The sequence below is a fragment of the Psychrobacillus sp. Z3-81 genome, from assembly GCF_056620325.1.
Genome location: NZ_JBWQPU010000011.1, coordinates 92,258 through 115,354, shown reverse-complemented (window position 1 = coordinate 115,354; position 23,097 = coordinate 92,258). Strand labels below are relative to the sequence as shown.

General features: G+C 37.0%; 22 protein-coding genes. 4 read left to right on the top strand and 18 right to left on the bottom strand.

Features of this window, described 5'->3' with window-relative positions; all coding sequences use genetic code 11:
- The 4 genes from AC1ECF_RS12965 (at window position 1) to AC1ECF_RS12950 (ending at window position 3,479) form a co-directional block, all read left to right on the top strand.
- A complete protein-coding gene (locus AC1ECF_RS12965) occupies window positions 1-1,032 on the top strand; it encodes a FecCD family ABC transporter permease (protein ID WP_480389852.1) in 1,032 nt (343 codons plus the stop codon).
- Complete coding sequence (locus AC1ECF_RS12960) at window positions 1,029-2,060, top strand: FecCD family ABC transporter permease (RefSeq protein ID WP_480389851.1); 1,032 nt, start codon at window positions 1,029-1,031, stop codon at window positions 2,058-2,060. The genes AC1ECF_RS12965 and AC1ECF_RS12960 overlap by 4 nt, the downstream gene beginning before the upstream one ends.
- Window positions 2,060-2,851: an ABC transporter ATP-binding protein gene (locus tag AC1ECF_RS12955; RefSeq protein WP_480389850.1), complete on the top strand. Its 792-nt coding sequence runs from the start codon at window positions 2,060-2,062 to the stop codon at window positions 2,849-2,851. The genes AC1ECF_RS12960 and AC1ECF_RS12955 overlap by 1 nt, the downstream gene beginning before the upstream one ends.
- A 160-nt stretch (window positions 2,852-3,011) precedes the next feature.
- Entirely contained in the window at window positions 3,012-3,479 is a 468-nt protein-coding gene (locus AC1ECF_RS12950; RefSeq protein ID WP_480389849.1) for a nuclear transport factor 2 family protein, read from the top strand.
- 423 nt (window positions 3,480-3,902) lie between these two features.
- Here the strand turns inward: AC1ECF_RS12950 and AC1ECF_RS12945 are convergent, their stop codons facing one another.
- From AC1ECF_RS12945 to AC1ECF_RS12860, 18 genes are all read right to left on the bottom strand, one after another.
- Window positions 3,903-4,652, bottom strand: coding sequence for an amino acid ABC transporter ATP-binding protein (locus AC1ECF_RS12945; RefSeq protein WP_480389848.1), 750 nt, complete (start codon window positions 4,650-4,652; stop codon window positions 3,903-3,905).
- A gap of 22 nt (window positions 4,653-4,674) precedes the next feature.
- Window positions 4,675-5,331, bottom strand: coding sequence for an amino acid ABC transporter permease (locus AC1ECF_RS12940; RefSeq protein WP_480389847.1), 657 nt, complete (start codon window positions 5,329-5,331; stop codon window positions 4,675-4,677).
- A 23-nt stretch (window positions 5,332-5,354) separates the two neighbouring features.
- Window positions 5,355-6,515 (bottom strand): saccharopine dehydrogenase family protein, encoded by a 1,161-nt coding sequence (locus AC1ECF_RS12935; protein ID WP_480389846.1) that lies wholly within the window; start codon window positions 6,513-6,515, stop codon window positions 5,355-5,357.
- Window positions 6,516-6,539: 24 nt separating this feature from the next.
- Window positions 6,540-7,322, bottom strand: a complete 783-nt coding sequence (locus AC1ECF_RS12930; RefSeq protein ID WP_480389845.1) for a transporter substrate-binding domain-containing protein — start codon at window positions 7,320-7,322, stop codon at window positions 6,540-6,542.
- A gap of 418 nt (window positions 7,323-7,740) precedes the next feature.
- Window positions 7,741-8,043, bottom strand: coding sequence for a hypothetical protein (locus tag AC1ECF_RS12925; RefSeq protein WP_480389844.1), 303 nt, complete (start codon window positions 8,041-8,043; stop codon window positions 7,741-7,743).
- A 199-nt stretch (window positions 8,044-8,242) separates the two neighbouring features.
- The gene (locus AC1ECF_RS12920; RefSeq protein WP_480389843.1) at window positions 8,243-9,430 is read right to left on the bottom strand and encodes an O-antigen ligase family protein; all 1,188 of its coding nucleotides are present in this window, start codon (window positions 9,428-9,430) and stop codon (window positions 8,243-8,245) included.
- Between the two features lie 34 nt (window positions 9,431-9,464).
- Window positions 9,465-10,682, bottom strand: a complete 1,218-nt coding sequence (locus tag AC1ECF_RS12915) for a polysaccharide biosynthesis protein (RefSeq protein WP_480389842.1) — start codon at window positions 10,680-10,682, stop codon at window positions 9,465-9,467.
- Between the two features lie 49 nt (window positions 10,683-10,731).
- On the bottom strand, window positions 10,732-12,045 hold the full coding sequence (locus AC1ECF_RS12910; protein WP_480389841.1) for a nucleotide sugar dehydrogenase: 1,314 nt from the start codon (window positions 12,043-12,045) through the stop codon (window positions 10,732-10,734).
- An 18-nt stretch (window positions 12,046-12,063) separates the two neighbouring features.
- The gene (locus tag AC1ECF_RS12905) at window positions 12,064-13,311 is read right to left on the bottom strand and encodes a glycosyltransferase family 4 protein (RefSeq protein ID WP_480389840.1); all 1,248 of its coding nucleotides are present in this window, start codon (window positions 13,309-13,311) and stop codon (window positions 12,064-12,066) included.
- Entirely contained in the window at window positions 13,308-13,931 is a 624-nt protein-coding gene (locus AC1ECF_RS12900) for an acetyltransferase (RefSeq protein ID WP_480389839.1), read from the bottom strand. The genes AC1ECF_RS12905 and AC1ECF_RS12900 overlap by 4 nt, the downstream gene beginning before the upstream one ends.
- Window positions 13,928-14,575, bottom strand: a complete 648-nt coding sequence (locus AC1ECF_RS12895; protein ID WP_480389838.1) for a sugar transferase — start codon at window positions 14,573-14,575, stop codon at window positions 13,928-13,930. The genes AC1ECF_RS12900 and AC1ECF_RS12895 overlap by 4 nt, the downstream gene beginning before the upstream one ends.
- Complete coding sequence (locus AC1ECF_RS12890) at window positions 14,572-15,702, bottom strand: DegT/DnrJ/EryC1/StrS family aminotransferase (RefSeq protein ID WP_480389837.1); 1,131 nt, start codon at window positions 15,700-15,702, stop codon at window positions 14,572-14,574. Before AC1ECF_RS12890 ends, AC1ECF_RS12895 begins: the two co-directional genes overlap by 4 nt.
- A 185-nt stretch (window positions 15,703-15,887) precedes the next feature.
- On the bottom strand, window positions 15,888-17,729 hold the full coding sequence (locus tag AC1ECF_RS12885; protein ID WP_480389836.1) for a polysaccharide biosynthesis protein: 1,842 nt from the start codon (window positions 17,727-17,729) through the stop codon (window positions 15,888-15,890).
- A 467-nt stretch (window positions 17,730-18,196) separates the two neighbouring features.
- A complete protein-coding gene (locus tag AC1ECF_RS12880) occupies window positions 18,197-18,964 on the bottom strand; it encodes a tyrosine-protein phosphatase (RefSeq protein ID WP_480389835.1) in 768 nt (255 codons plus the stop codon).
- A 62-nt stretch (window positions 18,965-19,026) separates the two neighbouring features.
- On the bottom strand, window positions 19,027-19,728 hold the full coding sequence (locus tag AC1ECF_RS12875; protein WP_480389834.1) for a CpsD/CapB family tyrosine-protein kinase: 702 nt from the start codon (window positions 19,726-19,728) through the stop codon (window positions 19,027-19,029).
- Between the two features lie 11 nt (window positions 19,729-19,739).
- On the bottom strand, window positions 19,740-20,453 hold the full coding sequence (locus tag AC1ECF_RS12870) for a YveK family protein (RefSeq protein WP_480389833.1): 714 nt from the start codon (window positions 20,451-20,453) through the stop codon (window positions 19,740-19,742).
- Between the two features lie 292 nt (window positions 20,454-20,745).
- On the bottom strand, window positions 20,746-21,477 hold the full coding sequence (locus AC1ECF_RS12865) for a hypothetical protein (protein ID WP_480389832.1): 732 nt from the start codon (window positions 21,475-21,477) through the stop codon (window positions 20,746-20,748).
- Window positions 21,478-21,703: 226 nt separating this feature from the next.
- Window positions 21,704-22,825 carry an S-layer homology domain-containing protein gene (locus AC1ECF_RS12860; protein ID WP_480389831.1) on the bottom strand — a complete coding sequence of 374 codons (1,122 nt, stop codon included), beginning with the start codon at window positions 22,823-22,825 and terminating at the stop codon, window positions 21,704-21,706.
- Window positions 22,826-23,097 lie beyond the last annotated feature (272 nt).

Here is a 23,097-nt window from a genome sequence, read left to right as displayed (position 1 = left end):
ATGAAGCCAATCCATCAAGCAACGAAGCAATCGTTCCTTCCTAAAAACTTAGGAAAGCTGACAATCATTTTACTCGTGCTGTTTGTCATCTCGATTCTTGCTTCGTTAGCATTTGGCTCTCGTTCAATTGGGTGGTCTACGATTCTGGATGGTTTATTCCATCCAGAATTAATGGACCATGAATCTAGTGTCGTTCGTCAACGTGTTGTGCGAACGATTTTTAGTTTTATGTGTGGTGCAGCATTAGGTGTATCTGGGGCACTCATGCAATCGGTCACACGAAATCCAATTGCCGATCCAAGTATTTTAGGTGTTAATACGGGGGCTGCCCTATTCGTAGTCAGTGGAATCGCCTTTTTGGGTATCAGCACACCAAGTGAATATGTATGGTTAGCAATAGCAGGGGCAATCCTTACTGCTATTTTTGTGTTTACTATAGGTTCGTTGGGCTATAACGGGGCAACCCCTTTAAAACTCGTGTTGGCCGGGGCTGCCACAAGCGCCATTCTATCTTCCCTTGTCACAGCGATCCTCATTCCACGTCAGAATGTCATGGATCAATTCCGCTTCTGGCAAGTCGGAAGTGTCGGAGCTGGCACATGGGACAGCATACAGCTGCTGCTCCCCTTCTTACTCGTTGGGGTGGTAATCGCCATCTTCACCGCTCCCGCACTAAACGCGATGGCATTAGGAGATGAAGTGGCAACCGGTCTTGGTGTCAAAACGGGTACCATTCGTTTAATATCCGCATTTGCTGGTGTTCTGCTTTGCGGTGCGGCTACAGCACTTGCGGGACCAATTGGCTTTATTGGTCTACTAGCAACCCATCTCATACGACTAGTCATTGGACCTGATTTGCGCTTCGTTATTCCCCTATCGGCACTTTCTGGGGGCATTATTTTAACGATTGCGGACGTGGCTGGACGGTTAATCGCTCGCCCTGCAGAGGTAGAGGTTGGGATTTTAACTGCATTTATTGGGGCGCCAATTTTAATTTATATTACAATGAAAGCGAAAATGCGAAGCTTATGATGAATAAAACGTACACAACAATACTACATACGAGAACAAAACGAAAGCATCGTTATCTATGGACAACGGGAATACTTACTGCCATTGCCCTGGCATTGTGCTTTGCTATGCTCATGCTAGGCAACACCATCTATCCAGTGCGTGACGTTATTGGTGTGCTGTTAGGGGAGGAAATAAAAGGGGCAAGCTTTACCGTTGGAACCCTCCGATTCCCGCGTATGCTCGCTGGTCTGTTAGCTGGTTTTGCATTCGGTGTGGGAGGCTACATATTCCAAACAATGCTGCGCAACCCATTAGCCAATCCAAATGTCATCGGCATTACAACTGGTTCTAGCGCGGCAGCTGTATTTTGTATCGTTGTGCTGAATGCGAGCAATACGGTTATTTCGATTGCGGCTGTGGCTGGCGGCTTAGTAACAGTAGCTATCATTTACGGGCTATCACGCGGAACAGGCTTTTCCATCGGTCGATTAATCTTAATCGGGATCGGTATCCAAGCTATGTTAAATGCCTTTATCAACTATTTACTGCTTATGGCGAAAACGCATGATTTACCGACTGCCCTACGCTGGCTAAGCGGCAGCTTAAACGGAGCGAAAATGGAAACAATTTTACCGCTCCTCCTGTTGCTCCTGATCTGCACGCCGATTTTCATTTATTTTGCGAATCATTTAGAGATGTTAGAACTTGGAGAACAAGCTGCCACCTCTTTAGGTGTTGCTACGAATCGGGTACGTGTCGTGTTGCTCGTATGTGCCGTACTAGTTATTGCGCTTGCCACAGCGGTCACTGGTCCGATTGCCTTTATTTCCTTTTTGGCAGGTCCGATTGCTAGGCGTATTGTTGGTGTTGGCTTTTCCGCATTAATCCCAGCAGGTCTGATCGGTGTGATTTTAGTGTTAGCCGCCGATTTAATCGGACAATTTGCCTTTACAGTACGCTACCCTGTCGGTGTCATTACCGGTATCATTGGAGCCCCGTACTTAATCTTCTTACTTATTAAAATGAATCGAAAGGGGAATATGTGATGGCCCATACATTACACACAAAAAATCTACAATCTGGCTATGATCAAAAGCCTATCTTACAGGATATAAACCTTTCGATTCCGGAAGGGAAGATTAGCATTATTATCGGCTCCAACGGCTGCGGCAAATCAACACTGCTGAAAACGATGGCACGCTTACTCAAGCCAACGAATGGAGATGTCTTTCTAGATGAGCAGTCGATTTACTCCATACCGTCCAAGCAGCTTGCACGTACGGTTGGACTCTTGCCTCAGTCCCCTATTGTTCCAGAAGGAATCACAGTCGCAGACCTAGTAGGTCGTGGGCGCTTTCCTCATCAAACGATGTTTGCAGGTTGGTCCAAAAAGGATTATGAGGCAGTTGCCAATGCACTTGATATGATGAACATCACCGAACTTGCCGACCGACACATCGATGAGCTATCTGGCGGTCAGCGTCAGCGTGTATGGATTGCCATGGCACTAGCCCAACAAACCGACATACTCTTTTTAGATGAACCAACCACCTATCTGGACATCACCTATCAGGTGGAAATCCTAGACTTGTTGAAAGACCTAAATACACAATACGGCACCACCATCGTCATGGTCCTGCACGACATCAACCTATCTGCCCGATACGCAGATTACTTATTCGCAATAAAAGACGGCCAATTGATTGCCGAAGGTACCCCAAATGAGATCATCACAAGCAGCCTAATGAAACAAACATTTAACCTAGACTGTCGGGTAATCAATGACCCTATCTCCAACACACCACTCATCCTTCCGATTAGTCGGTATCATAAATAATAAAAAAAGGAGCAAAACGGATGCCAAAAGACATCTGTGCTGCTCCTTTTTGAATTGCTTCTTACACAGGGACACATACAAATTAAGTACTCTCTGTTTTGATAAACCATGCACTTAAATCATATCCTCTTCATATAGAAAACAAACAAAGGGGAGAACCATGTTAAGAAAAAGGCGCAATAACAACAACCTCTTATACGTTGTACTCCTATCCCTTTGTGTTGTATCTGTCATTCTATTCTTTTGGAATTACTGGCTTTCTTCTAGAAACACTCCAGAAAAAGTGGTAGAAGCATTTTATACGTATGAACAGGAAGGAAATTTTGCAGAATCGTGGGACCTGCTTCATCCGCTAATGAAAGAAAAATGGAGCAAGACGTCCTTTATGACGGATCGCTTTCATGTATTTGTTGGCCATTTCGGTACGGATACGTTCGACTTTTCAATTGGAGACGCACAGATAATAGAAAATTGGAAAATGACGGAGGAAGGAGAACCGATAGCGGAAGCAACTAAATTTACGGTCATTCAAACCTATAAAGGAAAATACGGAAAGTTTAGCTTTCTACAGGAAGTATATGTCGTACTGGATGAAGATGAGTGGAAGATTCTCTGGGATTATAACTAATGAAGAGAAAAAGAAAAAAAACGCAGTCTCAGAAGACCACGCTTTTTTCTTTCCCACAAGAGGGAATATACTCGGAAAATCCGCAAATGTTAACTAGATTAAATCAAACTGACAATTCGTCTAAAAAGGAACCGTCAACCATCAAGCTGCACTTCTATCAAAAAACTTTCTACCACTTACAAAAATACTAATTGTCGTAACCTAAATATATCGGTTCCCGACGAGCGTACCCTTCGTCAGTAAAGCAAATTTTCCGCCAAGGCTGTGCAATTCTTCCATCGGATTCACATGGTAACTCATAGTGTACCAGTCCTTTCCTTCGGTAGTTCCGCCTTGTATTATGTGTATACCCTGCTATTTGATGCTTAAACATCTTTTATAAAAAATTGTTTCTTACACAGGGACAAACACAACTCTCCCCAACTACTCAACTATCGATAAGAACTGCCTGGTCCTTTCTTCTTTCGGGTGAAGGAAGATTTCCTCTGATGTTCCTTCTTCCACGATTACACCCTTGTCCATGAAAATGACTCTATCTGCTACGTCCTTTGCAAAGCTCATTTCATGCGTCACGATAATCATGGTCATCCCTTCACGTGCCAGGTCCTTGATTACCTGAAGCACTTCCTTCACAAGCTCTGGGTCAAGTGCTGAGGTTGGCTCGTCATAGAGCATGACCATTGGGTTTAATGCTAACGAACGTGCGATGGCTACCCTTTGCTGCTGACCGCCTGACAACTGCGCTGGGTAGTAGTCACATCTGTCTCCTAGCCCTACTTTTGTAAGCAGTGCCTTCGCTATTATTCTAGCCTCTTCTTGTTTGGTCCCATGTATGACGATTGGTCCCTCCATGACATTTTCGATGGCTGTTTTATGCGGAAACAGATTGAAGGATTGAAAGACAAATCCAGTTTTCTTTCTAAGCTCTCTTATTTCTTTTTTTCGTTTACGATTTGTTTTGCCACCTGTATCCACTTGGAATTCCCCCATGCGAATAACACCCTCCGTTGGCTCTTCTAAGAAATTTAAACAGCGTAGCAAGGTCGACTTCCCAGAGCCACTCGGTCCCATAATGACAACTACTTCGCTTTTCTCGACAGCTAAATCAATACCTTTCAATACCTCATTTGTCCCAAAGCTTTTTTTCAAATGATTCACTTGAATGATACTCATAGACATCTCCTATCATTCGTATTTACCGAACCAAGTACTTGGAAGTACGAACTTCTAACTTATCTAGAATGGTTGTGAAGAAGGTTATTAATATCCAATAAATGGCCGCAGCTATTAAATAGATGGTAAGTGGTTCAAATGTTTTCGCTATAATCAAGCTCGACATCTGCAATAATTCCGTGACAGTAATGACCGAGACAAGGGAAGTATCCTTGATTAGCACGATAAATGTGTTGGATAAGGTAGGAATAGAAATTCGAAGACTTTGCGGGAGGATAATTCTCCTTAATGCTTGAGAATACGTCATCCCCATTGCGAGCGATGCTTCCATTTGGCCTTGATCGACAGCAAGAATAGAAGCTCTAAACGATTCTGATAAATAAGCGCCTGCATTTAAGCTTAAAGCCATAATCCCAGAGGATATCGGATCTAAAGAGAGTCCGATTTGCGGTAAGCCGTAGTAGATAACAAATATTTGAACAAGTAAGGGAGTTCCACGGATGATGGATACATATGCAGTGGCAATGCCGTTTAATACTTTTACTTTCAGTATTCTTATAATGGCAGCGAAAAAACCAATAATTAGTGCTATTACAATAGATATGGCTGCTAAAAAAATAGTCATGAGCGTTGCATTCAGTAAGGATGGCAAGGAATCAATAATTATCGTAACATCCATAGCTCTACCTCCTTTTCTACTATTTACAAGGTTGACAAAACCTCTTCTTTAAAATGAATGTGCACACCCAGGCGGTTCAACTCCTCCATAAACGGCTCAAATCTTTCCCTAACAATGAGGCTCTCTACCGGTACAACCCCTGTCTCTATGATTTTCCCAGCTACTATCCATTTCGCCATAATCACTGCAGGAATGGCAGTCGTTTTAGCCATTGACGTAATATTTCGCTCCCCGTCGTATTCATCCACCATTTCCCATGTAAATTTAGTAGCTTGTCCATCCTTCATTCCACTAACTTCAACTCTTAGCACCGTTACATCCTCGTGTGAGGCACCAACCATTTTAGGCGCTAAAATTTGTTCTGCAACTGCTCGAGGAGTTGTAGTAAATCCTGCTACCGAAATAGGTTTATTGTCTAGAAAGCCTAGCTCTCCTAAAACATTCATCTTGCTCCAATGTCCAGGATACCTAACCGTTTTCTCATATAGATTTTTCACCTTATCCTTCAATACATAGGCGGTACTATGCGCATCCGTAATGACTGCTTCACAATCACCTACGGGCTGAGGGAATGTCATCTTTTCTAATCCCGATAATGGAGCTAACTCTACTAGCTGACCATTTTCAACCGCAATGGCAGGCTTTGTATATAGACCTAGCACACTTTCCAATCTAAAAACGACCTGATACCACAAAGGCGGCACTGGATGTCTCGGAATTCCTCCACAAATCATGATTGCCTCTTCTGCTTCGTCTAGCATCTCAATTCCTTGTGCAGCCAAAAAGTTCGTTATACCAGGTGCAACACCACATCCCGGAACGACAATCACCCCTGCATCCCTCGCCGCGTCCATCAATTCCAGCTTTTCTTTGAATAAAGAACCTACTAAATCTACCAAGTGACACTTGGATTCTATTGCTGCTTGTATAGCAAGGAGACTCAGAGAATGAGGAAGACAAGCAACCGCCACATCCGCACCATTCAATACTTCCGCTATACCTTCCATCGTCTCTAAGGAGGCAACCCTTCCATTCACTTTTGTACTATTGGCGATTTCTAAACATCGATCAATGCTTTCTTGTCTGACATCCACCGCTGTGATGAATTTGATTTCAGGGAATGTAGCAAGCTCACCTACGACGGTTGTCCCAATCATTCCTGTACCTAAAACTACAATATGCAAATTTTATTTCCCCCCTAAGCGTCTTTATTGCTCCACAGGATCTGAGCCAAACCATTTTTTATAAATCTCTTTATAGGTCCCATCCTCTTTCATCTCACGTAACGCCTCATTTACCTTCTCTACAAAGTCTTCATTCCCCTTATTAATTGCCATTCCAACCTCGTCCACCTTCAGAATCTCGCTCGCAACCTTGATCGGCAGCTTATTTTCTTTTATGTTATAGCTCATTAACAGCTGGTCATTAATGATCACATCTAATCTTTCATTTTTAAGATCCTCTAAGTAATCCGTAAATGCTTTATAGAGCTTTACATCCGCGCCATCTACACTCCTTGCAATTTCCTCAAAGGTTGTCCCACCGCCAACACCAACTTTTTTCCCCTTGATGTCTTCGAGCTTACTAATATCATTCGTTTCCTCACGGGTGATTAACACCGAGCCTGTAATCACATAGGGATCTGTGAAATCTACACTCTTTTTCCTCTCCTCTGTCACAGTCATTTGACCAATAATAATATCGAACTTATCTGCCTTCAAACCGCCTATTAAACCTTCCCACTTAGAAGTGATAAAGTTAACCTTCACGCCTAATCTTTTTGCAAGCTCATTTGAAATATCTACATCAAAGCCAGTTAATTCACCTTTGTCATCTAAATAGTTAAACGGTGGATATGTTCCTTCAAACGCAACATTCAGCGTCTTCGTTTTCTCCATGCGCTCTAGTACTTTACCTTCTCCAGAACCGCAGCCAGCAACAATCGCTAAGACAAAAACCGTAATAATCACCAACATGAAATTCTTCTTCAAAGCTTGTCCTCCTTATATAAGATTGAGGAAATCATCAACACTACTTCCTTTCCTACAATGTATTCGTTAAGAATCACTTTTATTAACAGATAAACTAATAAACATAAAAAAACCGTAGAACAAGTATCTTGTTCTACGGTTTCTTATAGTTTTTCATTAATAGTCTTAATGTTTCATCAATCCTCAAAAAATGCTAATGGCAACACTGCAATCACACTATATTCTCCCAAATCTACAATCTCCGAAATTTTCAACTGTGTTCATCCATACAAATTGGAAAGCAGAGCTATTCTCTCTTAATTGTTAAATTAATTCCTTTAGAAGACTAAAATAGCGCACACAATGTATTTCTACAATGAAGCTTCCACCTCCTTTTTACAAAAAAAGCTCGACCAATAATATAATCTATATAAAAATCTTAACCACTTATATAAGCATCCTCTTCTACAACCGTTTTCCCTGACTTATTCAGAACTGTCCCATAAATAGCTCCTAATATTTGAAGTTGACCCCCATCATTAACAATATCACCAATCACCTGTGCGCCTTTTTGAATAAAAACAGCTGCTCCCTCTCTGATGATTAAGTTATTATTTATTACACCGTGCAGGTCCATTTTCCCACCCTTTTCTACAACTACTTGTCCTTTTACTTCTCCAAGTATTTCAACATACTCATTTACAACCAAACTATCATTATATATACCTATGATAAAATTCATGCTAACCCTCCTGTTTTATCCATAATTCGACAAAAAAGGGCAATTTCCTTCTATTTCAAAAAATATTATGGTGATATATATTTATCTACTGAAAAGATTAAGTTTGACGGTACCTTACTTGAAAATAAATTAAATCAAAAAGAGGAAATGCCTTTCTGACGAAAAGTCTGAAAGGCATTTCCTAGTTTCAAAAACCATCCTACTTATTTAGCGAATGAGTTGTTTCCATTTTGCTAACAGCACCGTACATTAATAATGGAATACTCCATAAGAAATAATATCTAAAATCATAAAATTCTCCAGAAAACATCTGGACCAAAATCATATATAAAGGCAGACCAGAAAAAACAAATAGAGGAGATTTTCTAAATCTAAAAATTAAAATAATAGAATACATTAAAAAGATTAAAAAGATGAAAGCTCCAAGAAGGCCAATTTCCACCATCATTTCTAACAATAAATTATGTGGATATACATGGCCTGTATGCACTGTAAAGGAATCTATCCCAAATCCAAAGAACGGTTTTTCTTTTATCATCTCTATTGCATCCTCATAGATGATATCTCTTCCAGAGGTATAAACTTTATTTCCATCAAATGTGACGCCAATAATTCTTTCCATAAATACTTTTTTTACTGGCTCATAAATAAAGTACACAATAGCTATGCATAAGGGAATCAGCAATAATTTTTTTAAAGTTAATCTATTATTCGTTTTTATTTTCCCTACAAATAATTTCTTTATTAAAAACATTATTAGGAATACACCAGCTGCACCAACAAGGCCACCTCTTGATCCTACTAATACGATACTTGCTAGGAAAAACAGGACAGCTATTAAATACCAAATCTTTTTCTGAAAAGAATACTTATACAGGGAAGCACAAGTAGCAAAAAACAAAATCCTTGTCGTTACATTTGGACCGCTTAGATTAACGTCCCCCCTTGATGCCCCTGATAAGACACTGAAAATCACGGGAATCGCATAACAAACACCAATTACTATAAAAAATGTAGAAAGGACAGAAAAGAAATCTCGCGGACTCATTCGTCGGACAATGAATACCGTACCGAATAACAGCATTAGCAAAAAGAGTAAACTCACAAACTTACCAACTGCCATATTTGGAGCTAATGTATAAAACAGAGAAATGGCAGAAAGAAATACATAAAAGATTAGTGTTAGCAGAAACACTACTAAGTTATCTCTTATACGCGTTCCTTTCACCGTACCTTTGGTTGCACCTAATAAACAGACTAATAGGAATATGACAAACAAAATATATCTTACTTCCATAGTTATTCCAAGATTTAATCTATTTAACGTAAAAGTTCCCGATAAATAGGTTAAAACTAATACTAACAAAGCTACTTTCATAATTGGCATGTAAAAAATCCTTTTTTATAAAATATATTATACCTTACCCTATTTTAGATGAGTAAAATTTCAAGCTCACAGGTAAATAGATAAATAACAACAAACTAGCAATAACCTTAGCAATAGCTACCCCAATTAACCCGTAGCTAATACATAAGAGTACGGATGTAACTATCAGTATAATCCCATACACTAAAAATACTTTATTAAAATATTTCACACCTTGATATTTCATAATTACCGGTTTTAAAACATCTACACCTCCCATTAGTGCAGTTCCGAGACATATAGGAATAATAAGGTCTTCTATTTGTAATAAAAAACTTGGGTATAATAAATAAACTAGTAAAGGAGTAGTCAATACAGTCAATAGAAAGTAAAACAAGGCCACCACTATAGAACAAAGTATCGTTATATTAACAGTTTTCTTATTTATGCTTTCCTTACTTATAGCTAATTTACCTAAAATAAAGTTTGATAATGGATTCATAATTAGGGAACCAATTCTTGCTGAAATAGACGTTGAATAATATAAACTAACATTTCCAGCTCCCAGTATAGGGAAAATAACAAACCGATCATACTGTGTCAATGAATAGGAAACACCATTATTAAACATTAATTGAAATGAATTAGTGGAACTTAAAGGGCTTTTATCTTTAAATAATTTAAAGAAATCAGTTTTTAAGGTTATATAATAGGTGGCTATTACGGATACAATTTCAGCGAATAGGAAAATGACTAACCAGTTACGTGAATAATAAAATGCAATAACACCCAAAATGGTTCCAACAAAATAATAGACATTTTGTTTGAATATCCCTTTGTGATTGTCTTTAATACGATATTCGGAAATAAAAAAATATCGAACGTTACCTAATAAACAAATGACACCAAAAATAAGGGCCTCTAAATAATTGGTGGAAAAGATAACTATATAAACAATAAATCCGATTACCATCGATAGTAAATTACTCGCTATAAGCAATTTTTTATAAAGATAATTATAGAACTTTTGATCAAGAAGTCTAGCATTTCCAATACTGAAGCCCAACATTGAGGTAATGATATTAATTATTCCAAAAGCTAATACTATTTTTCCAAAAGTATCAATATCATAGTTTCTTGAAATAAAGGGCAAGGCTATGATTTGTTGAACTATAATAAGCAGTGAAAATGAAAAGATATTGATTAGGAATTCAATCAATACTGTTCTATATTTTAAATAATATTTTATTTTTTCTAATAGTCCGCGCTTCAACTAAACATCTTCCTTCTTCATTAAATACAATAAGGAATATTTTTCTTTTCTATAAACTCCAGTAAACAAATCCTCTAGATACTGACTCTTTTCTATTTAGAAGTCCTTTTATATCTATAAGAACCTTATTTTCATTTTGATATAACTCACTTAAATAGTTTAAATTGTACTCTTCTTTAAAAATATAATGATTCACTGCTAATACTACGGCATTTAAATCTTTTAAATCTGCCTTGTCTACAAGGTGTATTCTATAGGAGTTCCAAACATCCTCCTTATCTGCAACCGGATCATGCACTATTACTTCTACACCAAACTCTTCAAGTTCTTTAATAATATCGATGATCTTCGTATTTCTTACATCAGAACAATTCTCTTTAAACGTAATACCTAAGATGGCAACTTTTGCGCCTTTTATAGGTTGCTCAGCCTTTATTAATTTCTTAATAATGTTTTGTGCAACATATATCCCCATATCGTCATTAATTTTTCTGCCAGCTAAAATAATTTGAGAGTGATATCCCAATTGCTCAGCCTTATAAGTAAAATAGTATGGATCTACTCCAATACAATGTCCTCCTACCAAACCGGGTGTGAATCTTAGAAAGTTCCACTTGGTACCAGCAGCCTCTAGTACAGCTTTTGTATCGATATCCATTTTATTGAATACCATAGATAATTCATTCATAAAGGCAATATTAATATCTCTTTGAGAATTTTCAATTACTTTTGAGGCTTCTGCCACTTTGATAGATTCGGCTTGGTGGACCCCCGCTTCTATGATAGCTCCATAAACTTTTGAAATTATGTCAAGTGTACTTTCATCTGAACCAGAGACTACCTTCGTAATTTTTGTTAATGTATGTACTTTATCACCTGGATTAATACGTTCAGGTGAATAACCAACTGTAAAATCCACACCAAACTTCAGGCCTGACTCCTTTTCTAAAACCGGAATACAAACTTCCTCTGTAGTCCCGGGATATACTGTTGATTCATATACAACAATTGAACCCTTCGTTAGATTTCTGCCAATCGTTTTACTTGCTTCGATTACCGGATTTAAATCTGGTGTTTTATCACTATTTATTGGAGTTGGAACAGCCACTATGTGAAACTTACAGTCTCTCAAAATAGCTTCTTCATTAGAAAATACCACTGTTGAACTTTTTATCGCTTCATCCCCAACTTCGTCTGTTATATCAATTCCAGCTAAATATTTATCCAACTTCTTTTTATTTACATCGAAACCTATCACGCTAAACTTTTTTGCTAACTCAATAGCAAGAGGCAGACCAACATATCCTAATCCAATAACTGAAATTTTTTCTATATTACTTGTTAGTTTCTCATAAAGGGTCATCTAATTATCTCTCCTATATCAAGCATTCTCTATCACACCAATTAATTTTTCGGTTAACTTATTAAAGTCAAACTCATATGCAATCCTTCTCGCATTTTCTCCCATTAATATTTGCTCATGCTTATTTGTTATTGCCCGTTCAATTGCTTTAGCAATTTCCTCAGCATTTTGGATTGTCGCACTAATGCCACATTCGTATTTTTGGCAAATACTATAGCCCGTCGTATATGTTTGAACAATACATTTACCTGCAGCCAAATACTCAAAAAACTTATTCTGACTTTGACCGTATTTATCTAGACTTGTACTAGAATTATGTAGTATATTTACATCTGCTTTTTTAAGAATGGAAGGTACATATTTTTTTTCTACTCGACCTTTGAATAGAACATTCGTTATTTTTTCCTCGCTGCATCTTTTCTTTAATAGTTCTTCCTCGTCACCAGAACCATAAATTAAAAATCTTACGTCATCTAGACCCTTATGTTGAATAATTTTTGCAGCTTCCAACAACATTCCAAGATTGTTAACCTTTCGAATAGAACCAGCATAGACAATGTTTATATAATCTTGATTATCTAAATCTGGATCGGAAACTTGAAATAGTTCACTGTTTAAATCAAAAGTATCAATCACAACGCCATTGCTAATATGATGGACCTTGGATAAATCTATCTCAGCATCCCAGCCTTGATGAATAATATAATCTTTGCCACCTTCCCAAGTCATAATAATAGAATCAGCATTTTTATATATCCACTTTTCACCTTTATATAAGGTCTTCGCGATTAAACTGTTCCTTTTTAAACTACCGTAAGCAACAATGCTTTCTGGCCACAAATCTCTTACCTCGCAAATACATTTAATACCGAATTTTTTTGCAAGCTTGATCCCAGCGACTAACGTTAACGGATGGACACTAGAAGCAAGTATGACATCTGGCTTTCCGTGTTTCGCTGCATATTCTTTCCCTACAGAAAGAATATTTTTATAAAAAGCCAACATATTTTTTATCCTTTGCTTCCCATTTCCTATATAGGTTGGTGTTTTGACAAAGGTAAATGGAATGCCATTAGCAGTTTCGGTACTATATAATTTCTCATTTGTAAGGATATTCTCGTTACTGTTATGGATAGTTGAAGCACAAAATATAGTAGGGAGGTACCCTTTCTCCCTCAAACTTTCTGCAAACCAGAAATGTCTGCCCGCTTTATCCTTGAACATACTTGTCGCATAGTGATTTATAATCCAAATATTTCTTTTCATCCTCTTACTCTCCTAACAGGGACTCCTACATAGGTCCCTGGCACCGTTATATCGCTAATAACTACACCTGCAGCACCGATATTACATTTTGCTATAATATTTATGTTATTACTTACAATACTTCCAATACCTAACCAAGATTCTTCCCCAACATTGACAGTTCCCGCAAGATGCGCACCTGGTGAAATGTGAACAAAGTCTTCTATACGATTGTCATGATCTATTGTGGAACCCGTGTTTATGATGCAACCTTTTCCTATTTTGGTACAACAATTAATTACGACTCCAGCCATTACAACAGATCCACTACCAATTTCAACTTGTTCTCCTATAGTGGAATCTGGATGAATGAGTACTGGAATATTTACACCTGCTTTTTCAAGGATTAAATGAATCTTTTTTCTCGTTATATTGTTTCCAATACCTACGAACATCTCATAGTGGTCCATGTACTTAATAAAATCTCTTGAGGATCCTAGTACCTCTAGCCCCATGACAGATTTTAGCTCTTCGTCATCATCTAAAAATGCAATACTTTTCCACTTATCCATTTTTAAAGCAATATCTGCAAGTACTTTTCCATGCCCACTCGCACCAATTATTAAAAGTTTCTTTGTCATACCTGGACTCTTTCCTTCTTTGTTCCTTTAAATGGTTCCATAGTTTCTGAAGAAGTAGAACTGATGCCTTCTCTCACTAAAACTTTTTTTATCGTCAACATGATAATTTTCCAATCCCCAATAAAGCTCACATTATCTACGTATTGAACATCTAACTCAAATTTATCTTCCCAGCTAATAGCATTTCTTCCGTTAGCTTGAGCTAGTCCTGATAATCCTGGTCGAACCTCATGTCTACGTTTTTGCTGTTCATTATAGAGTGGAAGATACTGAACTAATAGTGGTCTAGGACCTATGATTGACATATCTCCTTTTAAAATATTAAAGAGTTCTGGTAATTCGTCTAGCGAGGTGGAACGAAGAAATTTCCCAAATTTAGTTAGCCTGATATCATCAGGGAGCAGGTCTCCATTTCCATCTGTTTCATCGGTCATCGTTCTAAATTTATACATCATGAAAATCTTTTCATTTAGCCCTGGTCTTGGCTGTTTAAATAAGATAGGACTCCCAAGCTTCACTCTGACTAAACTAGCTACTACTACAAGTATTGGACTGAGAACAAGAATGGCAATTAAGGAGAGAAGAAAATCCATCGGCCTTTTCATAAACTTCTTATAAATACCACCTTTTGACTTGTTCTTCATTTTAGCCACAACCCTTTTATAATGTTACATACTCTATTTAGGTCCTCGTCTGACATTTTCGTGTCTGAAGGCAAACATACCCCATTTTCAAAGAGCTTCTCCGAAAAACCACTTCCAATATAATCATACTTTTCAAAGAACGGCTGCATATGCATTGGTTTCCATACAGGTCTGGATTCAATATTTTCTTGTTCAAGAGCATCCATGATATCTCTTGGTCTTATGTGACCGTTTAAGACGATGGAACTTAACCAATAATTAGGTTCATTCCAGCTATTACTTGGCATAAATTCAATGGAGTCTATTTCTTCAAGCTCTCGCTTGTAAAATTCGAAAATATAGTTTTTCTTTTTGACTCTTTGTTCTAGAATCTTCAGCTGTCCTCTACCAATTCCGGCTACGACATTGCTCATCCGATAGTTAAATCCTAATTCGCTATGCTGGTAATGCCTTGCTGGATCTCTTGATTGGGTTGCCCAAAATCTTGCCTTTGCAATACGTTCTTCATTATCTGAAATAAGTACCCCACCACCAGAAGTTGTGATGATTTTATTCCCATTAAAAGAGAAAATACCATAATCACCAAATGTGCCTGTGTGCTTCCCTTTATAATAAGTTCCCAGAGACTCTGCCGCATCCTCAATAACCGCTACATTATGTCTGTTACAAATTTCCATGATTTTATCCATATCTGCGGATAAACCATACAAGTGGACCACAATTACAGCCTTAACGTTAGGATACTTTTCGAATGCCTCTTCTAATGCTTTGGGACTTATATTCCATGTTTCATGATCACTATCGATAAAGACAGGAATTGCTTTTTGATAAATAATTGGATTTGCGGTAGCTGAAAAAGTCAATGTAGGACAAAAAACAATATCTCCCTCTTCTACCCCTGCTGCCTTCAGAGCTAAATGAAGAGCAGCTGTTCCAGAAGAAAGAGCGGCCACTGCCCTTGTTCCAACTTTTTTAGCTATTTCTCTTTCAAAACCATCTACATTTTCTCCTAGAGGAGCTATCCAATTTGTATCAAATGCATCCTGTATATATTGCAACTCATAACCTTCCTCACTCATATGTGGTGAAGAAAGAAATATTCTTTCTTTCGGTCTAGTCGATAACATCTTTCAAGCTTCCTTCCGTTACTAAATAATAGTTTTATAGACAGTTTCTAATATTATATTGATTGAATTTTCTATTACGACATTTTAGTTTATTGCTATTTGAGCGAGCTTTTTCTCTTCTAGCTAATACTCAATCAATCTTTGAGTCTTCAATAGTTACTCTTACAATAGGAGTTATATTCCTATTAGGCCTCTCTAGCCAGTTGATTAATTAGTTCTTCTACATTTTTCCGATTTGCAAGACCTATTAAGGTATTCTTTAATTCCTCTATTGTCATGTTAGGGAGCTTTTCTAATATATATATTAATTCCAACTCGCTAATTGGCGTTGCTTTCCCGATATGAATCTTCGGATGAATATATTTACTTTGAATTTCATCCTCGTCTAGCAGTTCTTCATATAGCTTTTCTCCAGGTCTAATACCAGAGAATTGAATACCAATTTCTTCTTCACTGAATCCCGATAGTCTAATTAAATTTTTAGCTAGGTCAACAATTTTTACTGGCTCTCCCATATCTAGAACAAAAACCTCGCCACCCTGCGCAAGGGTTCCTGCTTGTATGACTAATCTCGAAGCCTCAGGTATTGTCATAAAATAACGAGTCATTTCTGGATCCGTTACGGTGATTGGTCCACCCTCTGCAATTTGCTTTTTAAATAAAGGCACCACACTACCACGTGAACCAAGTACATTTCCAAACCTTACTGCGGCGAATTTTGTCCCACTAAATCTCGCAATATTTTGAATAATCATCTCAGCAAAACGCTTAGTTGCGCCCATTATATTCGGAGGATTCACTGCTTTATCGGTAGAGATTAAAACGAAGTGACCCACTCCAAACTTATCTGCAGCCTCTGCAACATTCTTTGTTCCAAATATATTGTTTTTAACTGCTTCCATTGGGTTATATTCCATTAAAGGAACATGCTTATGTGCAGCTGCATGATAAATCACATCAGGTTTATAATCTGCAACTATCTCGAAAATTCGGTTTCTGTCTTGTACATCTGCAATAATGGGAATAATTTCTGTGTTTACTGAAACTTTTTTTCGTAATTCCATGTCTATGGTGTAAATAGAGTTTTCTCCATGGCCAAGTAACAAAAGTCTTTTAGGATTGAATTCAGCAACCTGTCTACATATTTCAGATCCAATAGATCCCCCTGCACCGGTAATTAGTATAGTTTTGTTTGAAATTTTAGAGGCTATTAAATCTAAGTCCAGTTCCACCTCATCACGTCCAAGTAAGTCCTCGATTCGCACATCTCGAATTTCATTTATTGAAACCTTGCCTGTTAGTAAGTCTTCAATTAGTGGCATTATTTGCGTATGGATACCAGTATCTAAGCACTTTCTCATCAGCAAAGAACTAGATGCCTTGTCTAAAGAAGGAATGGCAACGATAATATGCTCAATATCCAAATCCTTCACAACGTCCCTAATAATATCCGTACCACCTACTACACGTATCCCAAAAATTTCTAGCCCCTTCTTCGTAGGCTGGTCATCTAAAAAAGCAACAGGGATCAGAGGGGAATCTGTATTTTTTAATAGCTGTCTAGTAATCATTGTCCCAGCAGACCCTGCACCAATGATTAAAGTTCTCTTTTTTGAACAAAGCTTTTCCTTTTTTTGTCCAAAGAAGTCTTTAAAAATCCTCCATGATAATCTGGAGCCTCCAATTAGTAAGAGATGAATCATCCATGTAATAGCTAGTGTTCTAAATAACACATCACCTCTAATAGCAAACTGAACAATTCCTACAATTAGGATTGATAACGTGACTGCCCTAAAAATGGAGATAAGTTCTTGAATCGAAGCATATGACCATACCTTCCTGTAAAGTCCAAAATACATTGCACAAACATGGTGTGATATAAAAATAGTCAAAGAGCTTATCAGGACAAATTGATTTGTAAAGGGATTATCAATTGGATGAAGTAAATAATAGCCAATGTAAATGGAAGAAATCACAATTACTGAGTCTACTAACAGAAGTAAAGACATCCTTTTTTTTAAAGACATGCAAAATCCCTCCATGTTTTGTGTAAAAATTTTCTAGAGTTAAGCATAATATTTAACTATAGATTTACTATTTGGCTATTATACACCAGCCTTTAGTGGTACTGAAGGAATAAAATGGAAGAGAAGATATATTGAAAAAATAACTAGGTAGTATCACTTAATCCTTTTTACACAATTAAGGAAACTAATTATTTTTAATGAGGAAATATATACACTATTTCTTTTTACTTTAATTCTAATTTTGGTAGGTTACGACTAAAAATAACCTTTTTGTCATATTAAGCAAGACTTTCTATTCTTTTTTTGTCAAAAAACGTTTTTTGCTGGTAATTGGTGAAGAATTTAACGGAATCTTGGAGAAATATATTCATCTATGACTATAAAAAAAGGAAGTAACTTTTCATTTCAAGTTCCTTCCTGTGCAATATATAATTAAAAGTTAAGTAACTTTTTTTACAATAGGTTATTTAGGCAAATAGATTCCACCATTTCTTTTTTTCGAATTCTTGTGGCTCTAAAAGTATTATTTCCTCATTTTCAATAATTCTGGCATTATTCTCTAGGAGCACATCCACCATATCTAGCATTTTATGCTTTTCTAGGTGACGCAGTCCTTGATCAAATTTATAAGGTCGAGATTGACTATTATGAACGTCAGAGCCATATGTATGAACCAAATTAGCATCAAGCAACTGTATGGAGAGCTTTTGAATTGCTCTACCAAAATGTCCCGCCAAGCTTCCAGAGGTAATTTGAGCAATCGCTCCATGGTCAATAAGTCTTTTTAATCTTGTCGGATTCTCAGCTATCGCTCGATTTCTTTCAGGATGGGCGATAATAGGAATAATATTCATTAATGATAGCTCGTGAACGATATCTATAGTATATGGTGGTATTCCTTGAGAGGGTAATTCTAACAAGAGATACTTTGAATCTGCGAGAGTATGTATTTTCCTTTCTTTTAAAAGCATGACTAAATCATCTCTTAAGCGTACCTCATGCCCCAAGTGAATTTTAATAGGCAGCTTTAGATTACTAACTTCCTGATTCAGTTGGTTGACTTGCCTAATAACCTCCTCTCCATCTGCATGGAATAAAGGATGAATGGCATGAGAAGTAGCGATTATTTCTGTTATCCCTTCCTCCACTGCCATTTCAAGCAGATTTAGCGATTCATCTTTATCTTTTGGACCATCATCTAATCCAAATAATATATGACTATGAATATCTATCATTCACTAACTCAACTACCCTTCCTATTAGATAGTAAAAAGGAGCATAAGGCTACTAACTCCCTTTACTCCTGATCTCCATAATATTGGTGATAATAACTGTTCTTTTCTAATTTAAAGTTATTTAGAATAGCTCCAATTACTTTTGCTTTTGAAACAGTTAGCAGCTCTTTTGCCTTTATGGCACTCTCCTTATCCGTTGAACCAGCACTTATTACCAAAATAGTCCCATCACTTTTATTCGCCAAAATTTGAGCGTCTGTTACAGATAGCAATGGCGGAGCATCGAAAATAATCAAATCAAAATCGTTCTTTAACTCCTCGATTATTTCATCTATCACTTTCCCACTCAACAACTCAGCTGGATTAGGGGGGATTGGTCCGCTTGTAATAACAAAGAGATTATCTATATCTGTTTGCTTCACTGCCTCTTTTAAGGCCGTTTTCTTGGTAAGAACGTTAGATAAGCCTATCGTATTTGTTTGATGAAATGTGTGTTGCACAGTGGGCTTTCGCATATCTCCATCTATTAAAACTACTTTCTTTCCCTCTTGTGCAAATAGGCAGGCTAAGTTTGCTGATGCAGTGGACTTCCCCTCCGCCTGTAAAGATGAGGTGAATAATAGAGTTCGAAGTTCTCCCTCAGGTCTCGAAAAGTTTATATTAGTTCGAGCCGTACGAAACTGCTCAGAAACAAAGGATTTTGGATCAGTTAGCACTACTAATTTACGTGCAATCTGTTGAAGATTTTTTTTCTTTTTGGACATATTTTATACACTCACTTTCGTCTACGAGACTGAACTAGGGGCTTGCTATTAGAAAAGGGACTAATCAATCCTAGTATTGGTAATCCTAGAATATCCTCAACATCTTGCTCATTTTTAATTGTAGTATCTAGATACTCCATTAAAAATGCCAGCCCCATACCAATCATTAATCCGATTATCGCTCCAATCACCATATTAAGTATGGGATTGGGCTTCACTGGAGATGGATCCTCCATATGCTCTGCCTGAGAAAGGATATTAACATTGTCCATATTCATGAGTCTTTTCACTTCATCCTGAAAGACAGATGCTGTGGTGTTTGCAATATCTACTGCTTGATAATACTCTGTATCCTGAGCCGTAATATTTACTACTTGAGAATTTTCAGCATTTGTCACTGTAATTTTTTCTGTCAAAGAAGCAGGAGTAGTATCAAGGTCAAGTTGCTCAATAACCTTTCCAAGAATGGCAGGACTTTTAATAATTACATTATATGTATTAATTAATTGTAGATTCGTTTGAATCTCCTGTGAATTATATGGCTGTTGCTCAAGATTGTCTGTCTTGTTTACTAATATTTGTGTAGAAGCCTGATATACGGGAGTTATTAGAAAATAACTAACTACTCCAGCTATGATTACTCCTAATGCCGCTAAGCTAATAATCAACCATATTCTTTTCTTTAAGGCTTTCATGAAGTCCTGTAATCTGATAGTTTCTTCCATGTATGCTTACTTCTCCTTCTTTTACATAATTTACGCATCCTAATCCTAGCATGAAATTCACACTAGCATAGCATAATCCCACTTTTCACCATGCTAATAATTAGCATAGGTCCTCCAAAATATTGTTTACTCTCACAATTTTATAGAATAAGATTTTACCACATTCTACTTTATTTTATTGCCAGCCAAGAAAGAGAAAACCTTCAAGAAGGCTTAAAAGAAGACATTTTGCTTATATGCTCATGAAGTTGATTGTAGCAATTAACAAAAATGTCTCCTCATTAATTAATTGTTAGTTGCCCAAAGCTTTAGTCAAGATTCCTTCTCTTCTTGCCTTTTTTTTCTCCTCATATTCTTCCTTAAAGCTTTGTGCATATGACTTATCAAAGCCATTTTTCACTAAATCGTTTTCCAACATTGTCAATACACCATAAAAAACGGTATCCGTGCTTTTCTCTAAGCTATTAGCCGAACTCATATATTTGTTATAAAAATATCCAAACTCGATACTCTCACCACTTGCTTTTTTATCCTGGTACTCTTTTTTTGCATGTCCAACTAATGCACTTATTTTCTTGTCTGCCTGTGATTCGAGCTCACTGAATATAGGAACATACTTCTGTTTAATAGATGCTACAGTTACCTCTTGCTCATTGTTCTTTCCTGCTTTTGTTGGAGTTTGAGGGTTTGAGATATTCTTAGTATCTCCTGTCTCCTCAGAAGCAGCTGAGCTTGTCAATTTGGTAGCATTAGAATTCTGAGCTGAGGTATCACCTGATTCAGCCTCTATAAGATTCTCTCCCTCTCCTTTACCTAGTTCGCTCACATTTCCTTCTGAATCAAAAGTAATTTTACTTCCGTCGGGTAATTCTACTATATATGGATCCTCCACAATTTTTTCGACTTCTCCGTCCGCCACATCATACTGTTTGAATTTAAACTCATAAAGTAAATATCCCCCGACTGCCACAATTAAAACAAAAAAAGATAGGAGCAAGATTTTTGTCTTTCTTCCTTTTTTCATAGAATTCCCCTTTTTCACATTTTTTTCAGTTTACCATGAAGCATTTACAAACTGTAGGCAAGATAACAATTTGAGATAATGGACCCTGTACTTAACCTGCCATATTAAATGTTTATACAGCTAAAGATATAGTAAAAAACAGCTATGAGTTAGTAGGGAAGTTGAATAGGCATCTTGAAAAACAACCAGCTATCCACTTGATAACTGGTTGTTTTTTCTTCCTATATTAAAATTTAAAATAGTAAACGTCATTTATTTGATTGACATCATGTGTACCCGTAACTGTAAAGGAAACTGTTGATCCAGTTAAGAAAGCGATGGGGCTTGTAGGTGAAATATTTGCTTTAGTCATACCTTTTGCAAGTAAGTCATTTAAATTTATACCATTATTATTTTCTGCAGTTTCAGATATAGTTTGGGTAATGCCCAATGGTGATACCAAGGTAATTACCGCTGTTTCCACCACCGTATTTGTATGGAATACATCTAATACCGGTTTTGAAACTTCATTAAACTCACCAATCGTAGTGCTATTATCTTTAATATTTACCTGGATAGTTTTATCATTTAATGTTAGGTCAATTTTCTCCTCTAGTGAACTGTCTATCCCATCTACAGCCGATTTAATCATAGAATTTAAAGCTACATTCCCTTCCGTAACTGGTCCAGGTGTTGGAATGATAATGGGATTTTCTGAATCAGGAACTTTTGATTCTGTACGAACAATAAAGGACGCTAATTGTCCGCGTTTCACTGGTGATCCAGGCTCAAAGGTTGTCGCAGTGGCACCCTTTGTAATTCCCAAGTCTACTAAAGTTTGAACATATCCTTTATACCAATGATGAGGTTTTACATCCGTGAAAGTATTATCTATTTCTGTTGCTTCCGGAAGTTTAAAAGCTAGCGATAGTATTTTAGACATTTGTGCTCGCGTCAACGTGTCACCTGGGCGAAACGTATTGTCTTCCGTGAAACCAGTAATAATCCCTTCATTCACAAGTGCAGCGATAGGACCGTAGTAAGTATGATTAGTACTAACATCCGCAAATCCTGGATTTTTAACGTCTATCGTGTCTAGTTCTAGGGCCATGGCAATTATTTTCGCAGCTTGTCCACGTGTAACAGATCCATTTGGCTTAAAGGTATTATCTTCAAATCCTTTGATAATACCGCGATCTGCTAATTCTAACACTGCCTCATAGTGACCGTTTGAAGGAAGAAGATCTTTGAAGGTGTTTTCTGCAGCGTCGGAACTAACCGAAGCAGTTGTAACAAAAGCACCGGATGCCAAAGAAGCAGCCAAGGCAGCCTTGAAAAATTTACTGGATAAATAATTAGATTTTTTCACTTAAAATTCCTCCTTGTTTGTTAGTATATTCTTAATAGTGAAGCAAATTCTAGTAAATAATAACACACTATATCCTGATTCTGTTAAAGATAAATCTATAAAAAAATCTAGTAAGAGGAATTTTGTAGATAAATGTCGAGCTATTTTATAGTTTAAAATGGTGCATCTTAAATTTTTTTCTAGAATTCATGAAATTTTTTTAGCTATCGCTTATTATTTAGCATAATTTAGTTTCATTTGAAAATTTAATGAAATCTTAAAATCTACTAACA